General features: G+C 55.7%; 20 protein-coding genes. All 20 read right to left on the reverse strand.

What is annotated here, in order from left to right; translation table 11 throughout:
• Positions 1 to 29 precede the first annotated feature (29 nt).
• Complete coding sequence (locus FE783_RS25395; protein ID WP_138882190.1) at positions 30 to 812, reverse strand: YlmH family RNA-binding protein; 783 nt, start codon at positions 810 to 812, stop codon at positions 30 to 32.
• Positions 813 to 818: 6 nt separating this feature from the next.
• The gene (locus FE783_RS25400) at positions 819 to 1,112 is read right to left on the reverse strand and encodes a YggT family protein (RefSeq protein WP_238403254.1); all 294 of its coding nucleotides are present in this window, start codon (positions 1,110 to 1,112) and stop codon (positions 819 to 821) included.
• Between the two features lie 17 nt (positions 1,113 to 1,129).
• Positions 1,130 to 1,570 (reverse strand): cell division protein SepF, encoded by a 441-nt coding sequence (locus FE783_RS25405; RefSeq protein WP_138882191.1) that lies wholly within the window; start codon positions 1,568 to 1,570, stop codon positions 1,130 to 1,132.
• 93 nt (positions 1,571 to 1,663) lie between these two features.
• Complete coding sequence (locus tag FE783_RS25410; RefSeq protein ID WP_138882192.1) at positions 1,664 to 2,350, reverse strand: YggS family pyridoxal phosphate-dependent enzyme; 687 nt, start codon at positions 2,348 to 2,350, stop codon at positions 1,664 to 1,666.
• A 99-nt stretch (positions 2,351 to 2,449) separates the two neighbouring features.
• Positions 2,450 to 3,301 carry a peptidoglycan editing factor PgeF gene (gene pgeF / locus FE783_RS25415; RefSeq protein ID WP_138882193.1) on the reverse strand — a complete coding sequence of 284 codons (852 nt, stop codon included), beginning with the start codon at positions 3,299 to 3,301 and terminating at the stop codon, positions 2,450 to 2,452.
• Positions 3,302 to 3,407: 106 nt separating this feature from the next.
• A complete protein-coding gene (locus tag FE783_RS25420; protein WP_138882194.1) occupies positions 3,408 to 3,704 on the reverse strand; it encodes a YlmC/YmxH family sporulation protein in 297 nt (98 codons plus the stop codon).
• 232 nt (positions 3,705 to 3,936) lie between these two features.
• Positions 3,937 to 4,719: an RNA polymerase sporulation sigma factor SigG gene (gene sigG / locus FE783_RS25425; RefSeq protein ID WP_138882195.1), complete on the reverse strand. Its 783-nt coding sequence runs from the start codon at positions 4,717 to 4,719 to the stop codon at positions 3,937 to 3,939.
• Between the two features lie 172 nt (positions 4,720 to 4,891).
• The gene (sigE, locus tag FE783_RS25430; RefSeq protein ID WP_138882196.1) at positions 4,892 to 5,614 is read right to left on the reverse strand and encodes an RNA polymerase sporulation sigma factor SigE; all 723 of its coding nucleotides are present in this window, start codon (positions 5,612 to 5,614) and stop codon (positions 4,892 to 4,894) included.
• A 178-nt stretch (positions 5,615 to 5,792) separates the two neighbouring features.
• Positions 5,793 to 6,716, reverse strand: a complete 924-nt coding sequence (spoIIGA, locus tag FE783_RS25435) for a sigma-E processing peptidase SpoIIGA (RefSeq protein WP_138882197.1) — start codon at positions 6,714 to 6,716, stop codon at positions 5,793 to 5,795.
• 348 nt (positions 6,717 to 7,064) lie between these two features.
• A complete protein-coding gene (ftsZ, locus tag FE783_RS25440) occupies positions 7,065 to 8,183 on the reverse strand; it encodes a cell division protein FtsZ (RefSeq protein WP_138882198.1) in 1,119 nt (372 codons plus the stop codon).
• An 85-nt stretch (positions 8,184 to 8,268) separates the two neighbouring features.
• Complete coding sequence (gene ftsA, locus FE783_RS25445; RefSeq protein ID WP_138882199.1) at positions 8,269 to 9,513, reverse strand: cell division protein FtsA; 1,245 nt, start codon at positions 9,511 to 9,513, stop codon at positions 8,269 to 8,271.
• A gap of 297 nt (positions 9,514 to 9,810) precedes the next feature.
• Positions 9,811 to 10,656, reverse strand: coding sequence for a cell division protein FtsQ/DivIB (locus FE783_RS25450; RefSeq protein ID WP_158302025.1), 846 nt, complete (start codon positions 10,654 to 10,656; stop codon positions 9,811 to 9,813).
• Positions 10,657 to 10,750: 94 nt separating this feature from the next.
• Positions 10,751 to 12,028 carry a UDP-N-acetylglucosamine 1-carboxyvinyltransferase gene (gene murA / locus FE783_RS25455; RefSeq protein WP_138882201.1) on the reverse strand — a complete coding sequence of 426 codons (1,278 nt, stop codon included), beginning with the start codon at positions 12,026 to 12,028 and terminating at the stop codon, positions 10,751 to 10,753.
• A gap of 139 nt (positions 12,029 to 12,167) precedes the next feature.
• Positions 12,168 to 13,073 carry a UDP-N-acetylmuramate dehydrogenase gene (gene murB / locus FE783_RS25460; RefSeq protein WP_138882202.1) on the reverse strand — a complete coding sequence of 302 codons (906 nt, stop codon included), beginning with the start codon at positions 13,071 to 13,073 and terminating at the stop codon, positions 12,168 to 12,170.
• A gap of 247 nt (positions 13,074 to 13,320) precedes the next feature.
• Positions 13,321 to 14,391: an undecaprenyldiphospho-muramoylpentapeptide beta-N-acetylglucosaminyltransferase gene (locus FE783_RS25465; protein WP_138882203.1), complete on the reverse strand. Its 1,071-nt coding sequence runs from the start codon at positions 14,389 to 14,391 to the stop codon at positions 13,321 to 13,323.
• Between the two features lie 5 nt (positions 14,392 to 14,396).
• Positions 14,397 to 15,494 carry a stage V sporulation protein E gene (spoVE, locus tag FE783_RS25470; protein ID WP_138882204.1) on the reverse strand — a complete coding sequence of 366 codons (1,098 nt, stop codon included), beginning with the start codon at positions 15,492 to 15,494 and terminating at the stop codon, positions 14,397 to 14,399.
• A gap of 384 nt (positions 15,495 to 15,878) precedes the next feature.
• On the reverse strand, positions 15,879 to 17,303 hold the full coding sequence (gene murD / locus FE783_RS25475) for a UDP-N-acetylmuramoyl-L-alanine--D-glutamate ligase (protein ID WP_138882205.1): 1,425 nt from the start codon (positions 17,301 to 17,303) through the stop codon (positions 15,879 to 15,881).
• Positions 17,304 to 17,321: 18 nt separating this feature from the next.
• On the reverse strand, positions 17,322 to 18,278 hold the full coding sequence (mraY, locus tag FE783_RS25480) for a phospho-N-acetylmuramoyl-pentapeptide-transferase (RefSeq protein WP_138882206.1): 957 nt from the start codon (positions 18,276 to 18,278) through the stop codon (positions 17,322 to 17,324).
• Between the two features lie 22 nt (positions 18,279 to 18,300).
• The gene (locus tag FE783_RS25485; protein ID WP_138882207.1) at positions 18,301 to 19,692 is read right to left on the reverse strand and encodes a UDP-N-acetylmuramoyl-tripeptide--D-alanyl-D-alanine ligase; all 1,392 of its coding nucleotides are present in this window, start codon (positions 19,690 to 19,692) and stop codon (positions 18,301 to 18,303) included.
• Positions 19,689 to 21,176: a UDP-N-acetylmuramoyl-L-alanyl-D-glutamate--2,6-diaminopimelate ligase gene (locus tag FE783_RS25490; RefSeq protein WP_138882208.1), complete on the reverse strand. Its 1,488-nt coding sequence runs from the start codon at positions 21,174 to 21,176 to the stop codon at positions 19,689 to 19,691. Before FE783_RS25490 ends, FE783_RS25485 begins: the two co-directional genes overlap by 4 nt.
• Positions 21,177 to 21,195 lie beyond the last annotated feature (19 nt).

Here is a 21,195-nt window from a genome sequence, read left to right on the forward strand (position 1 = left end):
GACGGGAACGACGAAATTCCTGCAACGTCCTACACGAATTTGCCAATTTTAAGCCGGATTCTTCCTTTTTTCGTTTCGCCTTCAACCTCGATCAGCTTAAACCGGCCGAATCCTTGAAAGGATACGACATCCCCTTCCCTCAGCGGCTTGGAAGGATCCTCCTCGGGCTTCCAGTTCACTTTGCACCGGCCGGATTTGATCGGCTGAAGCACCTTGGCCCTGCTGAGCCGGTATACGTCGCTGACAATTCCGTCAAGACGAAGCGACGCCACGGATAAATTCATTTCTTCGAGCGTCTGGGACACCGCTTGCAGATGGTGAAGCGGAAGCGTCTCGGTCAGCACATGCACCCGGTGAACTTGCTGAAGATTCAAGTGAACATAGTCGATGATTTCGCTTGCAATCAGGCAATGGCAGCCGCTGTCGCCGACGTGAATATCACCGATCTTCTCGCGCTTGATCCCGACGCCTAGCAGCGCCCCAAGAAAATCGCCATGTTCCAGCTGCTCAAATCTGGAGTCTTCCGACGTGACGGAGAGCAGCCCGATTCCGGCATCGTCAGACCCGATGTCCCGGTACAGCGGGGCGATGATGGCGCGCTTGCGCTCGGCCCGCTCATACCCGCCGTCGAATCGGATCTGGACATCGCCGTACCGATTGGCAAGAGACTGTACGATAAAACCTTGCCTCGGATCGAGAAAATCGGTTTGTTTGACCGCATGATGACGGGCTGCCCGCTCGATCCATTCTTGGGCTTTATCGACGAACCGGTGCTCGTCGGGGTGAAAGTGGGAATAAAGGTCCGTCGCCACTACCGATCACCCGAACGCGCCAAGAACGTAAGCGACGACCGTTTGCAAACCATAAATGACAAAACGAAGCGCGATCAAGGCTACGATCGGAGAAATGTCGATCATCCCGCCGATAGGCGGAATAAACCGGCGAAACAGCGATAAATAAGGCTCCACCAGCTTGCCCAATATTTCGCCGATAAAGCTGTCGCGGGCGTTGGGCAGCCAGGACAGCAGCACATAAGCGATGACTAAATACGTGTAGACTGTCCCGAGCTGTCCGATATACCCGATAATGGAATCGATCGTTGCCGAACTCAATACATATTCACCTCTAGTTATCGATTAAATTCGTCGTGTTCGTGCAGCATTTCCGAGATTGCGCCTTGAATTTCGACCGAATCGGGCGTGCACAGGAATATGTTCGGCCCGATCTTCGTAATGCCGCCGTTCAAAGCATATACCGTACCGCTCAAAAAGTCGACGATGCGGATCGCCTGTTCGGTCCGCACGCGCTGCAGATTGACCACAACCGGCCTCCGCGCCCGCAAATGATCGGCGATCTCCTGCGTTTCTTCATAGGAGCGGGGTTCGTTCAATACAACCCGGACGTTTCGCTGGGAATGAATGCTGACGATATTTCCCTTATTAGATTTACGTGCGTCGGACGGAACGGTTTCATGTTCTTCCGTATCTTCCACGGTGCGCGTCTCGCGCTCGATCACTTCCTCTTCGTCCTGCAGCCCGACAAAGTTCAAAAACTTGTTCATTACTCCCATCACGATATCCTCCTTCATGCTCGATTTCGTTCGTACCGTTATTCATCCGCACCGCTTCAAGAACAGGATCGTTCGTGAATGCATGCTGACCGCTTACCCTTCCTTGCCGACCAACACGGTGCCGAGTCTGACCCATGTGGCCCCTTCTTCGATCGCTACCTCGAAGTCGCCGGACATTCCCATCGACAAATGTTCGACGGAATAACCGAGCGTTCCCGATTCGTTAAGCCGGTCTCTTAACTCCCTTAAACCCCGGAACACCGGTCTCGTCGCTTCCGCTTCGGCTTCGTATGGAGCCATGGTCATGAGGCCCGCGATGCGAATATTCGGATAAGCCGACAGCTGCTCCGCGAATGGAATTAGCTGCTCCGGCGGCAGTCCGTACTTCGTCTCCTCTCCAGATACATTCACCTGAATAAAGCAGTCGACCGAAATACCGAGCTTCGCGGCGTGCCGGTCCAACTCTTTTGCCAGAGACAGCCGGTCAAGCGAATGTATGTATGCGAACTTTCCGACGACATCCTTTACTTTGTTCGACTGCAAATGCCCGATAAAGTGCCAAACGGCGTCCGGCCCTATCGCTTCCCATTTGGCTTGCGCATCCTGCCACCTGTTTTCCCCTACGTGCTGCAGACCGCATTCAACGGCTTCACGGGCGGTTTCGGTCGATACGTATTTCGTGACCGCGATGACGTTCACGTCTTCGCGCTTCCGGCCGCTGCGTAAGCAAGCTTGCCCAATCCGCGCTTCGACCTGGCGAATTCGATCCTGCATACTCAACCTTGTCCAATCCTTTCCGTCAGCTTACCGCCTGCGAGTCGACGGTAAGAATATATCGCGTGCCCGACTTAGATCCGGACGCGCCGCCCTCGGTCATCCCTATAGGTTGAGCCCGATCCACGACGCCATCCTTCCGGTCGATCCGTTCTCCTTCCGATGGGAGAAGAACAAATCGGTACGGCAGCCGGTGCACATCCCACATATTTCGATATGCATCGGCATTATTCCTGCTTTTATCATAATTTGTCTGTTCAATTCTTGCAAGCCGAGCATATATTTGCCTTGCTGCGCTCCCGGCCGGTACGCCTTTCTCCGATCATCCTCGCTTGCACCAAGCTCCGTCAAACATTCGTCGATTCGTTCGATGACGTTTCCGTCCACCTCATAGCAGCATGACCCGATCGAAGGACCGATCGCCGCCATTACATCACGGGCCTCGGAGCCGTATGTCTCGGACATCGCCACAAGTGTCGCTTGCGCGATTCGCAGCACCGTTCCTTTCCAGCCGGCGTGCGCCAAACCGACAACCCGTCGGACGGGATCGAAGAAATATAGCGGCACGCAATCCGCGTAAAAGGAAGTAAGCCAAATGCCGGTTTCGTTCGTGATGAGCGCGTCCGTATCCTGGAACGCGTCTTCTCTCGCCGCTCTTCCCTTCCCCCGGTCCGTCCGCTGAACGACGGCCACTTTCCTGCCATGAACCTGTTCCCCGCAAGTCCAAGCTTCAAAAGGGACATTCAACGTTTCCGAGATCCTTCTCCGGTTCTCGAGCACATGGCCGATGTCGTCCTGGATGTGCAGCGCACAATTCAAAGACGAATACCTGCCCTCGCTCACTCCTCCCATACGGGTCGTAAACCCCGCGCTCAGCCCCGGATGGCTGCACTCCCAACGATCTATATGCAGCAAAGCCGGCCGACCCGGCGAACTCGTCAGTTGAAATGGTTCCATGCTTGTCCTCTCCCTTCGGATACCAGTATACCATATGTTGGACGGCTGCCCGAAAAGTGCCGACACATCCGTATCGGCACCAAGTACAAACCGGACCCGGCGATCGTCAGCGGTACGTAACCCTTTGATCGCCGGCTTGGTCCCCTTCCCCTTCAACACGATAAGCCTTTGCATCCTCCAGCTTTACCAGCACGACATCCATACCGATTTTCACAATATTCCGCCAAGGAATGACCACATCGGTCCCCCCGCCAAACATGCCGAAAAATTTGCTCTGGTTCGGCACTACGATCGATTCGATCCGGCCCTGGCGCAAATCGAGCTCCAAATCGCTAATTTGCCCCAGCTTTTTGCCGTCGACGATGTTGATCACGTCTTTCGATTGAAAATCCGATATTTTCAAGGCGAATCACCACATGTCGCAGAAGTTGGGAGCTCATTCGCTCTTCTTCATTATATGTGGCTGCCGGTCAAAATGTCCTGCAACTTCCTGCTGACAAGCCCGATATTTCGCAAACTCCCCCAAATGTGAAGTTATCCTTCACAGCTTATTCCTATTACAATACAAAAAAGCCGTTGATTTCGTTACCGTTCAACGACTTTCTTCCATCTATCAGCCGGATACGGCAAGACCGTTACGTCTTGACGTGCTTCTGCATTTGCGAGATCGCCGACTTCTCGAGACGAGATACTTGCGCTTGGGAGATGCCGATTTCATCGGCCACTTCCATCTGGGTCTTCCCTTCGAAAAACCGCATCGACAATATCATTTTTTCGCGGTCGTTCAGCTTCCGCATCGCCTCGCGCAGGGCGATCCCTTCGATCCACGAGACGTCCTTGTTGCGGTCGTCGCTTATTTGATCCATGACGTAGATCGGGTCCCCGCCGTCGTGGTAGATCGGCTCGAACAGCGAGACCGGATCCTGGATCGCATCGAGAGCGAAGACGACATCTTCCTTCGGCACGTTGAGCGCTTCGGATATTTCGTACACGGTCGGCTCGCGCGAGTTGGAATTCGTCAGCTGGTCGCGGATTTGCAGCGCTTTATAAGCGATATCGCGGAGCGAGCGGGATACCCGGATCGGGTTGTTGTCGCGCAGGTAGCGCCGGATTTCCCCGATGATCATCGGTACCGCATAGGTGGAAAACTTCACGTTCTGGCTCAAATCGAAATTGTCGATCGCCTTCATAAGGCCGATGCAGCCTACCTGAAACAAATCGTCAACGAATTCGCCGCGATTGTTGAACCGCTGAATGACGCTCAATACGAGTCTCAAATTGCCATTTACCAATTTCTCTCTTGCTGCTCGTTCGTTTCTCGTCTGAAGTTGTACGAACAATTCCCGCATTTCCGCGTTGGACAGAACAGGCAGTTTCGAAGTATCAACACCACAGATCTCGACTTTGTTTCGGGTCAACGTGAATACCTCCCAAGGAGAAACATTACTGTTAATTATCTCCCTGGAAGTTTTTTTTATGCGCTCCCGGACGGGAACGAATGTTCCGGAGAGAAGCATGGAAATCGCTTACAGCTTACTCTCCGTAAAGCAAACAACACAAAAAAAAGAGAAGCCGGAATCGCGCCTCTCCCTACACCATTTTATTGAATTCCTTGCGCAGCCGCTTAATGATCCGCTTCTCCAGCCGGGAGATGTACGATTGGGAAATACCGAGCAAATCGGCCACATCCTTTTGCGTCTTTTCCTCCCCGTCCTGCAAGCCGAACCTCAGCTCCATAATGATCCGTTCACGTTCCGTCAGCTTGTCGAGCGCTTTATGCAGCAGCTTCCGGTCGACTTGCTCTTCGATATTGCGGTATATCGTATCGTTCTCCGTGCCGAGTACGTCCGATAACAGCAGCTCATTGCCGTCCCAGTCGATATTGAGAGGTTCGTCGAACGACACCTCCGTGCGGACCTTGCTGTTGCGCCGCAAATACATCAGGATTTCGTTCTCGATACAGCGGGAAGCGTATGTAGCCAGCTTAATTTTTTTCTCCGGATCGAACGTATTGACCGCCTTGATCAATCCGATTGCCCCGATCGAAACTAAATCTTCGATGTTGATGCCGGTGTTCTCGAATTTCCGGGCAATGTATACGACAAGCCGCAAGTTTCGTTCGATCAGCATCGCGCGGATAGCCGAATCGCCCGAGGGCAGCTTCTCCAGCAAATATTCTTCCTCTTCGCGCGTCAGCGGCGGAGGCAACGCTTCGCTGCCGCCGATGTAATAAATTTCGTCGCTTTTCAGACCGAGCAGGAATAGAAGCCGGTAGTAGAGTAGTTGAGCCATCAGTTTCCATTTGAGCAGCATCTTGGTTACCTCCTGAGGGCTTTCGGAGAAAGCCAGCTTCGTAAGAGTATACTTGGGCTTTTCGAAGAAAAGCCGGCATCGTAAGCGTATTTAGTCCCCAAAAGTGAAGCTAGTCTTCGAAGCGTTTTCCGGGTACTTTTGGGGGAGCCCCCGGAAAAAGACTACGTTATAGACGAACTCATGCCTCCATCTGCACGAGCGTCGGGTGTATGATCGCCTGATAAGATCCATCGGCGCACAGCTTGCCGCCGTCTAGTCCGACCAGTACTTTGTCGTTTACGATTTCCGTTTCGTTATGGACAATCACCACCTTGTCGGGCTTTAGAGCAAGCATGAACTGCGTTCCTCGGTTCACCCCCCGATACGGAATAAGACGCAGACGGTCCTGCCAGACGAAAGATTCCGTGCCGATAGCCGCCACCAGCTGATCGACCTCGCATTGCCGGATCCGATTCAGCCATGAATCGGGCAGCACCTCGTTCCATTGCGCCGCTTCCACAACCATAACCGGAGTGCGCGTCAGCGGATCGTACAATTGGTTGCCCGTATCGATCAACCCGGTGCAGACCGCTACGAAATCCTCGATATGGACGCGTACCTCGGCCAAATATTCGGTCATCTCCCTTCTTCGCTTCGCGCTGACGAATACGGATTTGAACATCCACACGAGCGGCACGAACGTCAGCACGATAAACACAAGCCCGACCTGGAGCTGAAAGGCCAGTCCTCCGGATCTTGTCACCATAATGCCGTTCATGACTTCCCCCGGCGACTGCATAAAGTAATGAATGCCGAACATCCCGCCCGCTACGGCAAAGCTGACCAGATAAAAGGTTCCCAAATTCCGCAGAAACGTCTGCAATCCGCCGAAGCCGAAAGCGATTGCGATCATAGCCAGCGAAAATAAGCATTTCACAACGAATGTAAACATAAATGATAAGGAGGGCACCAGCATCATAAGAACATAGGAAGCGCCGAGCAGTGCGGATGCGCCTAAACGCCACAAGCTTGGCCGCAGATGCCGGATGCGGGCCGTAACGGACAAAATCGCCCCGTCGATCAACAAATTGGCTAGGAAGATCAGATCCAAATAAACGACCACCGGTTCCCCCTGCAGCGAAAGACGACGAAACACCGTAGCATGGAGAAGCCTGTACGCTCCGTGAAGCTGCGGCGGTCTCGAACCGTTTTCGAATCGTGAAATCGATTTAAGTATATAGTAAGCATATTTCAAAGTCTGTCTAAACTTGTCACCCTCGATCGTTTTTTTTAGCGAAAATTTGCCCGGACAAGCGTGTCTTTTCCCCCTTTTTTTCAGCGGGAAAAGAACAATTCCTTCGCCAATCCCGAACCGTTTCGTCTTCCGCTCGCAGAGCTTCGAAGTAATTCCCTGAACAGCAAAAAAAAGCAACCCGAATACCGGGATGCTTTTTCATTCGTATTTATTATATTACCTGCCTGTCGGGTTGTTTTTGCCGCGATTGCGCAAAAAGGTCGGGATGTCGAGCTGGTCGCCGGAAGGCTGGCTGCCGAACGGACGTACACCGGACGATTTGTCCGCGGATTCCCCCGGAACTCCGGACGAGCGGCGCTGCGGCTGGCTTGAAGCTGCGGACCTTTGCTCGAAGCCGGTGGCGATAACCGTGACGATGATTTCATCGGTCAGCTTGTCGTCGATGCCGGCGCCGAAAATCATGTTCACCTCGGGGTCGGATGCCGTGAAGACGATGTCGGCCGCCTCGTTTACTTCGTACAGGCTCAAATTCGTCCCGCCCGTAATGTTCATCAGTACGCCGCGGGCGCCGTCGATCGACGTCTCCAGCAGCGGGCTCATAATCGCTTTCTTGGCCGCTTCCGCTGCGCGGCTCTCGCCCGTCGCAACGCCGATGCCCATCAGAGCGGAACCGCGCTCGGTCATGATCGTCTTCACGTCGGCGAAGTCGAGGTTGATCAGGCCCGGAACGGCGATCAGGTCGGAAATTCCTTTGACGCCTTGACGAAGCACGTTGTCCGCCTCGCGGAACGCTTCGAGCATCGGCGTCTTCTTATCGATAATTTCGAGCAGCCGATCGTTCGGAATGACGATCAGCGTATCCACTTTTTCCTTCAAGGCCATAATGCCTTGGTCCGCTTGTCCGGCCCGCTTGCGGCCTTCGAACGTAAACGGCCGCGTGACGACGCCTACCGTCAAGGCGCCGCACTCTTTGGCGATTTCCGCGATCACGGGCGCCGCGCCGGTTCCCGTGCCTCCGCCCATGCCGGCGGTGACGAACACCATATCCGCTCCGCGAAGCGCGTTAATAATCAAATCGCGGGATTCCTCCGCCGCCTTTTTGCCGACTTCGGGGTTGGCGCCCGCGCCGAGTCCCCGGGTCAATTTCTCGCCGAGCTGCAGCTTGATCTCGGACTTAGCCGTTTGCAGCGCTTGCGCGTCTGTATTAGCCGTAATGAATTCGACGCCCTTCAGGCCGAATTCGATCATTCGGTTTACCGCGTTGCTCCCGCCGCCGCCTACGCCGATTACCTTGATTTTGGCCAGCGATTCCATTTCCACATCGATTTCAAACATACAAATATTATCCTCCCTCAAGTGCTCGTGTCGTTATCGCGAGAGACTAGGGAGCCGATTGCGCACTTGCGCCGCGCAACCGCTCCTAAATGAATTCGCTCAAGTAATTTTTGATCCGCTCGAACAATCCCGTTTTGTTTTCTTTGGAAGACGGTTTTTTGTTCGCGACCGGAAGCTTCTTAACTGCGGTGCTGGTGCGTTGGCGAGCAAATTTGGATACATAGTGGATAATGCCAACGCCGCTCGTATACGCAGGGTCGCGAACGCCGATAAAATCGGGAACGGCCATGCGCACCGAATTCTCCAACTCCGCTTGAGCGATTTCGAGCATGCCCGGCATCGACACGGCACCGCCGGTCAGCACATACCCTCCCGGAATGTCGGTAAAACCTAGCCGCAGCACTTCGGATCGGATCAGCTGGAAAATCTCTTGCACTCTCGGCTCGATGATTTGGGCCAATTCCACTTGGGAAAACTGCTTGTCCACGTTGCTGCCGATCCGGTTCACCTTGAATACTTGATCGGGCGCTGCATCCTCGATGACGGCACAGCCGAATTTGAGCTTGATCTTCTCCGCAATATCGAGCTGGGTTCGCAGCCCGATCGAAATGTCGTTCGTAATATACTCTCCGCCGATCGGCAGTGTCGAGGTTGCGGTCAGGCTGCCTTCCTCATATACGGCGATCGTGATCGCTCCCGCACCGATATCCACGAGCACGGTGCCGACCGTCTTCTCGTCCTTGGACAAGCAGAGCTGGCCTGCGGCAAGGGACATCAGAACGACGCCGGTTACGCGCACTCCCGACTTCTCCACGCAGCGCAGCAAGTTATGTATCGATGTCTTGGCGCCGGTAATGATCGTCGCTTCCACTTCCAGACGTACGCCTATCATGCCTCTCGGATCTTGAATTCCCTCCAGACCGTCAACTACGTACTGCTTCGGTACGACGCCGATAATTTCCCTTTCCGGCGGAAGAGCGATCACTCTGGATGCCTGCAGCACCCGTTCGATATCCTCCTCGCCGATTTCCCGGTCTTCGTTCGATACGGCCACCACGCCGTGGCTCGACTGTAAAGCGATATGATTACCGGCAATGCCGACGTACACTTCCGCTATTTGAATGCCTACCATCCGTTCGGCATGATCGATCGCATTACGTATCGATTGTACGGTTTGATCGATGTCTACGATAGCTCCCTTGCGAATGCCTTCCGAGTCGGCAGAACCGACCCCGATTATATTAATGGCGCCGTTGTTCAATTCGCCGATAATCGCTCGCACTTTGGACGTACCGATGTCCAGACTCACAATGATGTCATTGCTGCTCAACCCTTGGCACCTCCCAGTAATTCATATTGATTGGCAGACTTGCAAAAAACACCTTTGTACATATTCCACACGGCTAATGGTTTCCCTCTTTTTCAAACAATTTTTTATGTATTTTAGCCCTTGCAAATATTTCCAGCCGGGAAATGCAATTCCGGGAGCGTACACGATCCCATAATTACAATTCTACCATTATTTAAAAAGATTGAGTAGCTTTTTTTCATAGGCTGCAAGTCCCACCAAGCCGTCTCCGAAGAAAAAAAAGAGGCTTAGCGACGCCTCCTTTTCAACCTATTCGGATCAATTTCCTTTTTTCTGGGTATCTTTGGCATCTGTTTTTTGCCCGTTTGAAGACGTGCCGTTTTTCTTCGCGTCGGCGTCTTTGCCCGCTTCCTGTTTGCCGTAATATTGGTCGAAAGGAATGTGGGTATTCGCCTCCAGCAGCTCGAACACGCCGGAGTTTACATCCTTGTCCGCCATTTGCTCGATCATCTCGTCCAAATACAAGATTTTGTCGGGCAAATAAGTAACCGTCGTGTACACCTCGAATTGCGAACGGGTATACATTTTAATTTTGTCTTCGTACGTTTTCGTAGGCGCCGGCTTGATTTCCGATATTTCCGCCAGCGTCTTGTCCGATATTTTGCGGAGCGTCTCGCAAAGCTTCAATTTCCACGGGTTGCCTTCGTCCCATCCGGACAAAATCGGCTTGTCCACGACAATGCTTTTGTCCTTGACGGGGATCGCCATCCCGTTGGACAGCAGCATTTCCTTATCCCCGTTCGGATGGATTTGGAAGGCGACGCGAGGGTACTCGGCAACCGTGATCCGGATGGAACCTGGAAACTTCTTGCGAACCTCCACCCGTTCGACAGCCTGCAGCTGCTCGATACGCTTCTCGACCGTCGAGGTACGGAATCCGAAAAAGTTGTGTCCGTTCGCGATTCCGGAAGCTTGTCCGATTTCCTCTGCGGACAGCGCCGCATTTCCGACAATTTCGATCTGCGCGATTTTGCTTAATGACGAACGAAAAAAGAGGACGGCAAGCAACGTTACGAAAAGCAGCAGCAGGAAGAACAGCAGCTTGCGGCTGCCGCGGCGGCTTCTCTTCCTTTCCTCCCGGAGCACGGGCATTCTTTCCTGCAAAGCGAAAACCTCCGATCGCGGAAATGCGAAACCGTTAACGCCGTACATCCCCTCCTGGATCAGAAGGGGACTTGCGGTCGATTATTTTCACAGGTTAAGGAACTTTCAATTGACGGACGGGGCTGAAGCGCTCGATCTTGGCGCCCAGTCGCCCGAACATGTTCTCGATCCGGTCGTAACCGCGATCGATATGATGAACTTGCTCGACAATGGTCGTTCCGCTCGCGGCAAGACCGGCAATGACGAGTGCGGCTCCCGCGCGCAAATCCGTCGCTTCGACCGTAGCCCCGTACAATCGCGGCACTCCGCGTATAAACGCGCTGCTCAGATCGACCCGGATATCCGCACCCATGCGCGTCAGTTCGTCGACGTGCTTGAACCGGCCTTCGAATACGGTTTCCTTCATGACGCTGATCCCGTCCGCCAGCGACAGGAGAACCATCATCTGGGCTTGCAGATCGGTCGGAAACGACGGATGGGGCGAGGTGATGATTCGTTCCACGGATTTCGGCCGTGCAGAGCAGTTTACGATCATTATATCATCGCGCGTCGCGATTTGAACACCCGCGCGCTTCAAGACATGGATCACCGACGTCAGGTGAGGGGGACATACGTTCTCGAGCGTGACATTGCCTCTTGTAACAGCTGCGGCCACCATAAGCGTTCCGGTAACGATCCGGTCCGGGATGACCCGGTAAGCCTGCGGCGTGAGGCTCTCCACCCCTTCGATCGTGATCGTATCCGTACCGGCACCGATCATGTTCGCGCCCATCGAGTTCAAAAAGTTTTGCAAATCCTGGATCTCCGGCTCGCGGGCGGCGCCCGAAATCGTCGTGACACCTTCGGCCAAAGCGGCGGCCATCATTATATTTTCCGTTGCCCCGACGCTCGGGTAATCCAGCGAAACATCGGTTCCCTTCAACCGCTCCGCTCGGCAAGTAATCGTATTGCCCGATTCTTCGATCGTCGCGCCAAGCGCTTGAAGGCCTTTCAAATGCAAATCGATTTTGCGTTCCCCGATCGCGCAGCCGCCCGGCTGATACACCTGCACATGCCCGAATCTGGACAGCAGCGGTCCCATCAGGAAAATCGACGATCGCATCTGCGTCATCAATTCCTCGGGAACATGAGAGGAATTGGCCGAGGACGTCTCCAACGTGACAACGTCGTCCTTAAGCTCCGCCTTGCAGCCGAGAGCGCGCAAAATGTCCAGCATGACATGAATATCGAGCAAATCCGGCACGTTCCCGATCCGGTGAACGCCTGCCGCCATCATGCTGGCCGCCAGGACCGGCAGTGCGGCGTTTTTGGCGCCATGAATCCGGACGCTGCCGGACAATGGTTTTCCGCCTTCGATAACCAGCTTCTCCAATGTTATACCCTCCCGAAAGCCTGCCTTGCAAGCCGGGAACCGGAATAAGGGGCTGCCGCATACTGAAAAATTCCGTTAGTGCCGCAACAAATATCATGTTCTCCTAGTGCAAATCAATACTCCGCAGCGTCCAACCGCTTCATCGTTCGCCTACGACCAACACTTCGGGCGTGAGCGAGATGCCGAACGTGGTATATACGGTGCTGTGAATGTGGTCCATCAAGTGGAGGACGTCGTTCGCTGTCGCTCCGCCGGTATTGATAATGAAGTTGGCGTGCTGCCGCGATACTTCCGCTCCGCCGACGCGATACCCCTTCAGGCCGGCTTCCTCGATCAGTTTCGCCGCATAGTGATTGTCGGGGTTGCGGAACGTACTTCCGGCGCATGCCGCGGACAGCGGCTGCGTCAGAATCCGGCGTTCCTTGTTCGCGGCCGACGTCGCGGCGATTTTTTTCCGGTCGCCGTGCTCGAGCGCAAGCACCGCTTCCGTCACGATAGCGGCGCGGCCGTGCAGCCAAGAATGCCGGTAACGAAACTCCAGCTCTTCATTCCGCAAGCGTACCGTTTCTCCGGTTTCCAGCACAATCTCGGCTTCTTTGAGAATACGTGACATATCCGAACCGTGAGCCCCCGCGTTCATGTAGACGGCTCCCCCCACCGTGCCGGGAATGCCCCCGGCGAATTCCAGCCCGGTCAGCCCTTCTTTGGCCGCCTTGACGGACAGCGTAATGAGCGATACCGCTCCACCCGCCGTCACGGTGCCGCCGTCGAACCGGATGTGGCCCATGTCTTTGCCCAGCTTCACCACGACGCCTCGCACGCCTTTGTCGGTAACGAGCATATTCGAGCCCCGGCCGATCGTCGTAAACGACTGGCCATGACGATGCAAAATCCGGATCGTCTCCGCCAGCTCCCGCGTTCCGTCGGGAATGACCATAACGTCGGCGGGACCGCCTATTTTCCATGTCGTGTGCTCGGCGAGCATTTCGTCAAGCAGAACCTCACCCACCCGGGCAGAAACCAATTCCTGTATAACCTGTTGCATGGGGAAACCTCCTTCACGAAAATCGGGGACTGTAGTCGACGCCAGACGCCTGCAGACGCTGATTGGCGCAAACATATGTCCGAACACTTGAGAAAAACGGCCATTTTCCGCAGAGTGCTTTCCGCGGTATCCCGGTGTCTGTCACGGTTATAGTGTATAGTATGTAAGAGGGCCGGATGTGTGACAAACGCCTAGATAGACTGGTTCTCGCTTTGCGGCGCACAGCGGAAACGGCATGCTTGCCGACTTATTTGAAGCGGGCGGTACGGCCGATCAGGGCGATAATGCTCGATATGCTGTCCTGATTCGAGTGGTCCTTCATTTTATCGACATATTCCGATCGATGGTCGTATAGTTGGAAAACCTGCTCCGCAAGAACGTCCGCCGTCATCCGCTCTTCTTCCAGCACTTCGCAATAGCCCTGGGCGCGAAACGATTCGGCGTTGAGGATTTGGTCCCCGCGGGAAGCGTTCTTCGAGAGCGGAACGAGCAGCATAGGCTTGCGCATATATAGAAACTCGAAAATCGAAGTCGAGCCGGAGCGGGAAACGACAACGTCGGCCATCGCCAGCAGGTCGGGCAGCTCGGTCGTCACATATTCGAATTGACGGTAACCGCGAATGCCGGACAATGCCGGATCGACGTTGCCTTTGCCGCACAGATGGACGATCTGGAAACGCTCCAGCAGCCGTTCGAGGCCGCCCCGGACCGCTCCGTTAATGACGCGCGAGCCCAAGCTGCCGCCCATGATGAACAGCACCGGCTTCTGCTTGTGGAAATCGCACATGCTTATTCCTTTGGCGGCGTTTCCGCGCAGCATCTCGTCCCGGATCGGCAAGCCCGTCAATTCCGCCTTCCCTCCGGAAAATCGGCGGACCGTCTCGGGGAAAGTGACGCATACTTTGGAGGCGAACGGAATCGACAGCTTGTTCGCGAGGCCCGGCGTCATGTCCGATTCGTGGATGAGCACCGGCACCCGGTTCATCCAGCCCGCAAGCACGACCGGAACGGACACGAAGCCGCCTTTGGAAAAGACGGCGTTCGGCTTCAGCTTGCGTATGATCCGGTAAGCGTCCGCGACGCCTTTCATCACCTTGAACGGATCCTTGAAGTTTTGCAAATCGAAGTAACGGCGGAGCTTGCCCGATGATATCGAATGGAAGCGGATTCCCGCTTCCTCGATAATGCCGCGCTCGATGCCGTCGGCCGAGCCGATATAATCGACGCTCCAGCCTTGCTCCTTCAGCCTGGCGATCAGCGCCAGGTTCGGGGTCACGTGCCCCGCCGAGCCGCCGCCGGTGAATACGATCGATTTCATGAAGTTCACCTCGCATAGCGGGAAATATTCAACAGTACGCCGATGGCGGTCAGCATAAGCGTCAGGGACGATCCTCCCGCGCTAATGAGCGGAAGCGTAATGCCTGTGACGGGAAACATCCCGATGACGACACCGATATTGATAACGACCTGTACGGCGATCATCCCGACGATGCCTACCGCAAGCAGGCTGCCGAACGTATCGGGAGCCGTTATGGCGGTCCTCATCCCTCTCCAGACGAGAAGGGAGAACAGCAGCAGGACCGTGGCTCCGCCGATAAAGCCGAGCTCCTCGGCAATAATGGAGAAAATGAAGTCGGTTTGCGGCTCCGGCAAATAGCTGTACTTTTGTCGGCTCATGCCGAGACCCAGTCCGGCCAACCCTCCGGGGCCGATCGCATATAGCGACTGAATCGCCTGATACCCCGCTCCGAGCGGGTCCTGCCAAGGATCGAGAAAGGCGGTTATCCGCTTCAGCCGGTAGGGAGCGGCGGCGATCAGTCCGACGAATCCCGCTACTCCGATCAAGCCCAAGTATGCCAGATGGGAAATGCGGGCTCCCGCCGTATAAATGATAAGGAGCGAAGCCCCGACGAGAACGGCGCCCGTCCCCAAATCCGGCTGAAGCATAATCATTCCGAATGCAAGTCCCATTATGCCGAGCGGGGGCAGCAGTCCGCGCGTAAACCCAGTTATTTTCGACTGCTCCTCGGACAGCAGCTTGGACAGGAAGACGATCATGCCGAGCTTCATGAACTCCGACGGCTGAATGCCGAGCGAGCCGATCCCGAGCCAGCTGCGCGCGCCGCCTCGTACGACCCCTATGCCGGGGATCAGCACGATGACGAGCAGCGCGAAGCAGACGATAAGTCCGACCTTCGCATACTTTTTCCATACCCAGTAATCGACGTTCATCGTCACGAACATGGCCGCGATGCCGAGCACCGCAAAAACAAGCTGGCGTTTCAAATAGTAGTAATAGTCGCCGAATTCGTGAAAAGCGAGTACCGCGCTGGCGCTGTATACCATTACAACGCCGATCGATAAAATGAGCAGCGTGGACAGTAGGATCCACGGATCGGGGAACGAACGCATCTTCGACATCGCCGCATAACCTCCATAGACGGGGGAGGTTGTACCTCTCGTACAACTCCCTCTCTTGGGCTTGTTTGCAGCGACTATACCGCCGGGAATGGCGTATTGGGTGCTGCTGCGGTTTGCGGAGCATTCGGTGTGAACATGGGAAACGGAAGAAGTAGGTAGGCCAGAAGTGACAGACACACTCCACCCGCTGTTGAAATCGTGTTCTCTTGGATAGAAGAGTCGGTAAGAACACGATTTCAAAGGCGGGCCGTAAACTTTCCGTTGTGTCTGTTCACTTCTTTGGAGTTTCAAATTCCGTTTCATGTTCACCACGGCAGCTTGATAGCAAACCGCGGCCGCAGCCGATGCCATCCCCGGCGGCAGGTCGATGTAAACAAGCCTCTATTACAATTTATGCACCGACTCTTTAAACATGCGTCCCCGAATCTCGTAAGACTCGAACATATCCCAGCTTGCGCACGCCGGCGAGAGCAGCACGACGTCGCCCGGCTCGGCAAACGACCTGGCCGCGAGAACCGCTTCATTCAGCGTGTCGGCTGCGCTGTTCCCAGTATCGACCGTTTTTACCGCGCTAATCCCCGCTTTCTCCGCCAGCTCCGCAAATTTATGCCGCGTCTCGCCCAAGGAGACGACCGCCTTGACGTTTCGCTCCATATAAGGCAGCAGGTCCGAAAATTCCGACTTGCGGTCCTGGCCTCCGGCTATGAGCACGATCGGCTCGGCGAAAGACTCGAGCGCCTTGATCGTGGCCAGCGAATTCGTAGATTTCGAATTGTTGTAATAGACGATGCCGTCGCGGTCGAGCACGAATTCGAGACGGTGCTCCACGCCGCGAAACTCGCGCAGCGCCCGGACGACCGAGTCCAGGTCCGCTCCCGCCGACAAAGCGACCGCAACCGCCGCCATGGCGTTCTCGGCATTGTGCTTGCCGGGTATGCCGAGCTGTTTTGCCGGCAATATAACAATTTCCCGTCCCGTATGGTCTCTATAGACGATATGATGGGCATCCGTTAACGGTTCTCCGGGAGAGGTGAGCTGCGGCTCCATAAATACCCCCTGATCCAGCCGCTCCTTCATAGAGAAACGAACTAACCGGGCTTTCACGGTGCCCGCGATACGCCGGCATTCGGCGTCGTCCCAATTGAGCACGGCGACATCGTCCGCCTGCTGGTTGGCGAACAGCTTTTCCTTGGAAGCGATATAGTCTTCCATCGTCCCGTGATAATCGAGATGCGTCTCGCATAAATTCAATAGACAAGCGATTCGCGGACGGAAATGTACCGTTCCTTTTAACTGAAAGCTGCTCAGCTCCACGACCATCCGGTTCGCTTCGGTCGCTTCCGCCGCCGCTTCGCACAGCGCCCGGCCGATGTTCCCGGCTATGATCGGCCGAAGCCCCGCATGCTCCAGCATGTGGCCGATCCACGTAGTCGTCGTCGTCTTGCCGTTCGAACCGGTGATGCCGATAATCGGCGCTTTGCATATGTAGTTCGCCACCTCCACCTCGGTGACGATTTCGATGCCGAGCTGCTCCGCTTCGCGTACGGGCTGGATCGTATAAGGGATTCCCGGATTTTTGACGACTAGCGCCACATTCGGATGAATGAGCGTATCCGGATGACTTCCGCATAGAACAGAAATACCCAGAGCCGCAAGTTCATCGGCCTCAGGGCATAAAGATCGGTCTTTTTTATCGTTGACGGTGACGAGGGCGCCGTGCTCGTGAAACAGCTTCGCCACCGCCACTCCGCTTCTCGCGAGGCCCAGAACTACTACTTCCTTGCCCCGGTATAGCTCGGGATGATTCATAGTTTTGCAATCCCACCTTTACAGATTAAACAAGGCCAACCCCGCACAGACGAGACCGGCGAACCAGAACGTAACGACGATCCGCCATTCCGACCAGCCGACCAGCTCGTAGTGATGATGGATCGGACTCATCCGAAACACGCGTTTGCCGCGCGTCTTGAACGAGACGACTTGAATGACGACGGACAGCATTTCTATGACGAATACGGCGCCGACGATTAAGATAAGCAGCTCCGATTTGGTCAGCATGGCCACGGCCGCAAGCCCTCCGCCGATACCGAGAGAACCGGTATCCCCCATGAACACTTTGGCCGGATGGGCGTTGAACACGAGAAAGCCGAGTACCGCCCCTACCATCGAAGCCGAGAAGACGGCCGTCTCCATTTCCGAATGGACAAGCGCGATAATCGTATAGGCGCCGAAGGCGATGGCGCTCGTGCCGGCGAGCAAGCCGTCCAGACCGTCGGTAAAATTGACCGCGTTGGACATGCCGAGCATCATGATCAAAACGAACGGCACATACAGCCACCAGCCCAGCTCGATCGTATAGTCGGTGAACGGTACGGTCAGATCGGTGCTGTGTCCGCTCCGGTATAAAAGATAGCAGATGACCCCGGAGAAAAACAACTGCCCGAACAGCTTCTGTCGCGCCGTAAGCCCGAGCGACCGCTTGAACAAAATTTTGATATAGTCGTCCAGGAAGCCGACGAGACCGTATCCGAGCGACGCTACGAGCAAAATAACGGCATCGGCCGTATTGTCGGAAAACCGCAAAAACGCGATCGATAATGCGAGCAAAATGATGGTGCCGCCCATGGTGGGGGTTCCCGCTTTTTTCAGATGCCCTTGCGGACCGTCGGTACGTATTTGCTGGCCGAATTTGAGACGCCGCAAGATCGGGATACAGATCGGCCCCAAAATGATCGCAAGCAGAAAGGCGGCTCCCATTGTAAACAAAATCACTTTCATATCCATGACGGTCGGTTCCCCCTCCCTTCTACAGTTGTACGGCCACGAGACGTTGGACGGCTTCCTCCAGCCGCATTCCCCTGGAGCCCTTCACCAATACGATGTCCTGCGGCGCGGCGACGGACGCGATGTCCCGCACCATGTCCTCTTTGTTATCGTACCAACGGACCCGCCCCTGCGGAAAAGCTTGCGCGGCCGATTCCGCGATATGCTTGGAAAGCGGACCGTACGCGAACACATAATCGAACCGGTCCGGCAACAGCGCCGAGCCGATATCGCGATGAAATCGCTCCTTCTCGTCGCCCAGCTCAAGCATGTCGCCGAGCACGACGATTTTCCGCCGGTAGCCCGTAAGCTCCCGGAGCAGTTCGAGCGAGGCGAGCGTCGATGCGGGGCTTGCATTATAAGCGTCATTCAAGACGGTCAAGCCGGATACGCCCCTCATCCGTTCAATGCGCATCCCGGTCGGCTTCATCGAACGAAGTCCGGCGGCGATCTCCTCGTCGGCCAGACCGAAGTGCCGGCCGATAGCGACCGCCGCCATCGCGTTGACCGCATTGTGCCGGCCAAGCAGAGGGATCGATAGCTCGATTCCATTCTCTTCGTTAAGCGTGAACCGGGCTCCATCGTCTTCCATCGATACCCGTTCGGGCCGCAGCTCGTTATCCGGCCCTGCGCCGAATCGGACGCTGGTCATATGCGCCGGCTTGCGGACTTGCGGCAGCAGCTCCGATAGCAGCGGCTCATCTCCGTTATACGCGAACAGCCCGCCGTCCTTCAGACCGGACAATATTTCCAGCTTTGCCCGAGCGATGCCTTCGCGCGAGCCGAGACGCTCCATGTGCGCTTCCCCGATCATCGTAATGACGGCCGCTTCCGGCCTTGCGATCAGGGTGAGCAATTCGATCTCGCCGAAGCCTCGCATGCCCATCTCGAGCACAGCCAGTTCCGTACGTTCGTCCATCTGCAGGATCATGAGCGGCAAACCAATGTCGCCGTTCAAATTCCCTTCCGTCTTATGAACGTTGTATTTGACGGCCAATACGGCCGCGATCATATCCTTTGTCGTCGTCTTGCCGTTGCTGCCCGTGACGCCCACCATCCGGACCGGCAGCTGCTCGCGGTAGCGGGCGGCAAGCGTCTGGAGAGCGGCCAGAGCATCGTCCACCACAATCGCCGGAACGCCTTCGGGCGGCTCGCCGCGATCCTTCTGCCACAATGTCGCGCAAGCTCCGAGACGGAACGCTTCCTTCGCGTAATCGTGACCGTCGAACCGTTCCCCGATAATCGGGATATATAAATTTCCGCTGCGGATCGTCCGCGTATCTTTGGATACGCCGCGGACGACAATCGAATCGTCGCCGTGCCGCGGCGTTCCGGATACCATTGCGGCGACTTCGCCGAATGTGCGAATTATCACTTCGATCTACCCCTTATCGCTTCCTGGGCGACAAGCCGGTCGTCGAAATGATGCTGGACGCCGCCCACGATTTGGTATGGTTCATGCCCTTTACCCGCAATTAATACTACATCGTTCGGGCTTGCCATTTCAACTGCTTTATAGATCGCCTCTCGCCGGTCCGCCACGAGCTCGTAGCGGTCCCGCCCGATGCCCTCCGATTCGATTCCCGGCTCGATTTCACGCAGGATCGCTTCCGGATTTTCCGATCTCGGGTTGTCGGAGGTCGCAATCACATAGTCGCTTGCCCGGGCGGCGATCGCGCCCATCAGCGGCCGTTTCGACCGGTCGCGGTCTCCTCCGCAGCCGAATACCGTAATGATCCGGCCCAGGCAAAATTCGCGTATCGTCGCGAGCGCGTTCTCCAATCCGTCCGGTGTGTGCGCATAGTCGACAATGACAAGATAGTCGTCGCTGCCGTCCACGGTCTCCATTCGTCCCGGGACGACGCTCATCCTCTCTAAACTATTCGCGATGTCCGAAAGTGGAATCCGCTCGATCAAAGTTGATGAAATGGCCCCAAGCGCGTTGTAAACGTTGAATTTCCCGACCAGCTTCATCGTGAATTCCGCTTCTTCGCCGAATGCGGTTACGGTAAAGCGGGTGCCTTTCGACGACATGCGGATATCGGTGGCGCGTACGTCCGCATCGGGACCTAATCCGTATCGGACTACTTGCGCGCTCGTCAGCTTGGCGAAATAAGAGGACGCTTCGTCGTCCGCGTTGAGCACGGCATAGGAGACCGCATCGGGATCGTCGGTAAATTCGTTGCCGAGCCGCGAGAAGAACAGCCCTTTGGCCGCTCGGTATTGATCCATCGTCTTGTGAAAGTCGAGGTGATCCTGCGTCAAATTCGTAAACAGCGCCGTCCGGAACCGGCATCCCTTCACCCGGCCAAGCTCCAGCGCATGACTCGACACTTCCATAACCGCGTATTCCGCTCCGACATCGCGCATTTTGCGCAAGTTCATTTGCAGATCGGACGCTTCCTGCGTCGTCCGTTCGGCTTCGAACCATTCGTCGCCGATCTTCATGCTGATCGTACCCATCAGCCCGGTCCGGTAATTCCGGTCCCGCAGTATGTGCTCGATGAGCGTCGTGGTCGTCGTCTTGCCGTTCGTTCCGGTAACGCCGATCAGCTTCATTTCCCGGCTCGGGTAACCGTAGAAGCGGCAGGCGATGACGGCCATCGCGTACCTTGCATCCTTCACGAACAGCTTCGGGAGCGATACGGGAACATCCCGCTCCGCAACGAGCGCCGCAGCCCCCGCCTCGGCGGCTTTCTCGGCAAAATCGTGGCCGTCGCTGACAAGTCCGGGTATGCACAGGAATAGATCGCCCGGACGTACTTTACGGGAATCCGTCTGTATGCCGGTAACGACCGTTTGCCCGTCCCCGGTTATCCGGGACGAAACGAAGAGCGAAGCAAGCTGCTCTAGCCGCATGGAGCACCCTCCTTAGCCG

Source organism: Paenibacillus mesophilus (genome assembly GCF_005938385.1).
Classification (GTDB): domain Bacteria; phylum Bacillota; class Bacilli; order Paenibacillales; family NBRC-103111; genus Paenibacillus_AB; species Paenibacillus_AB mesophilus.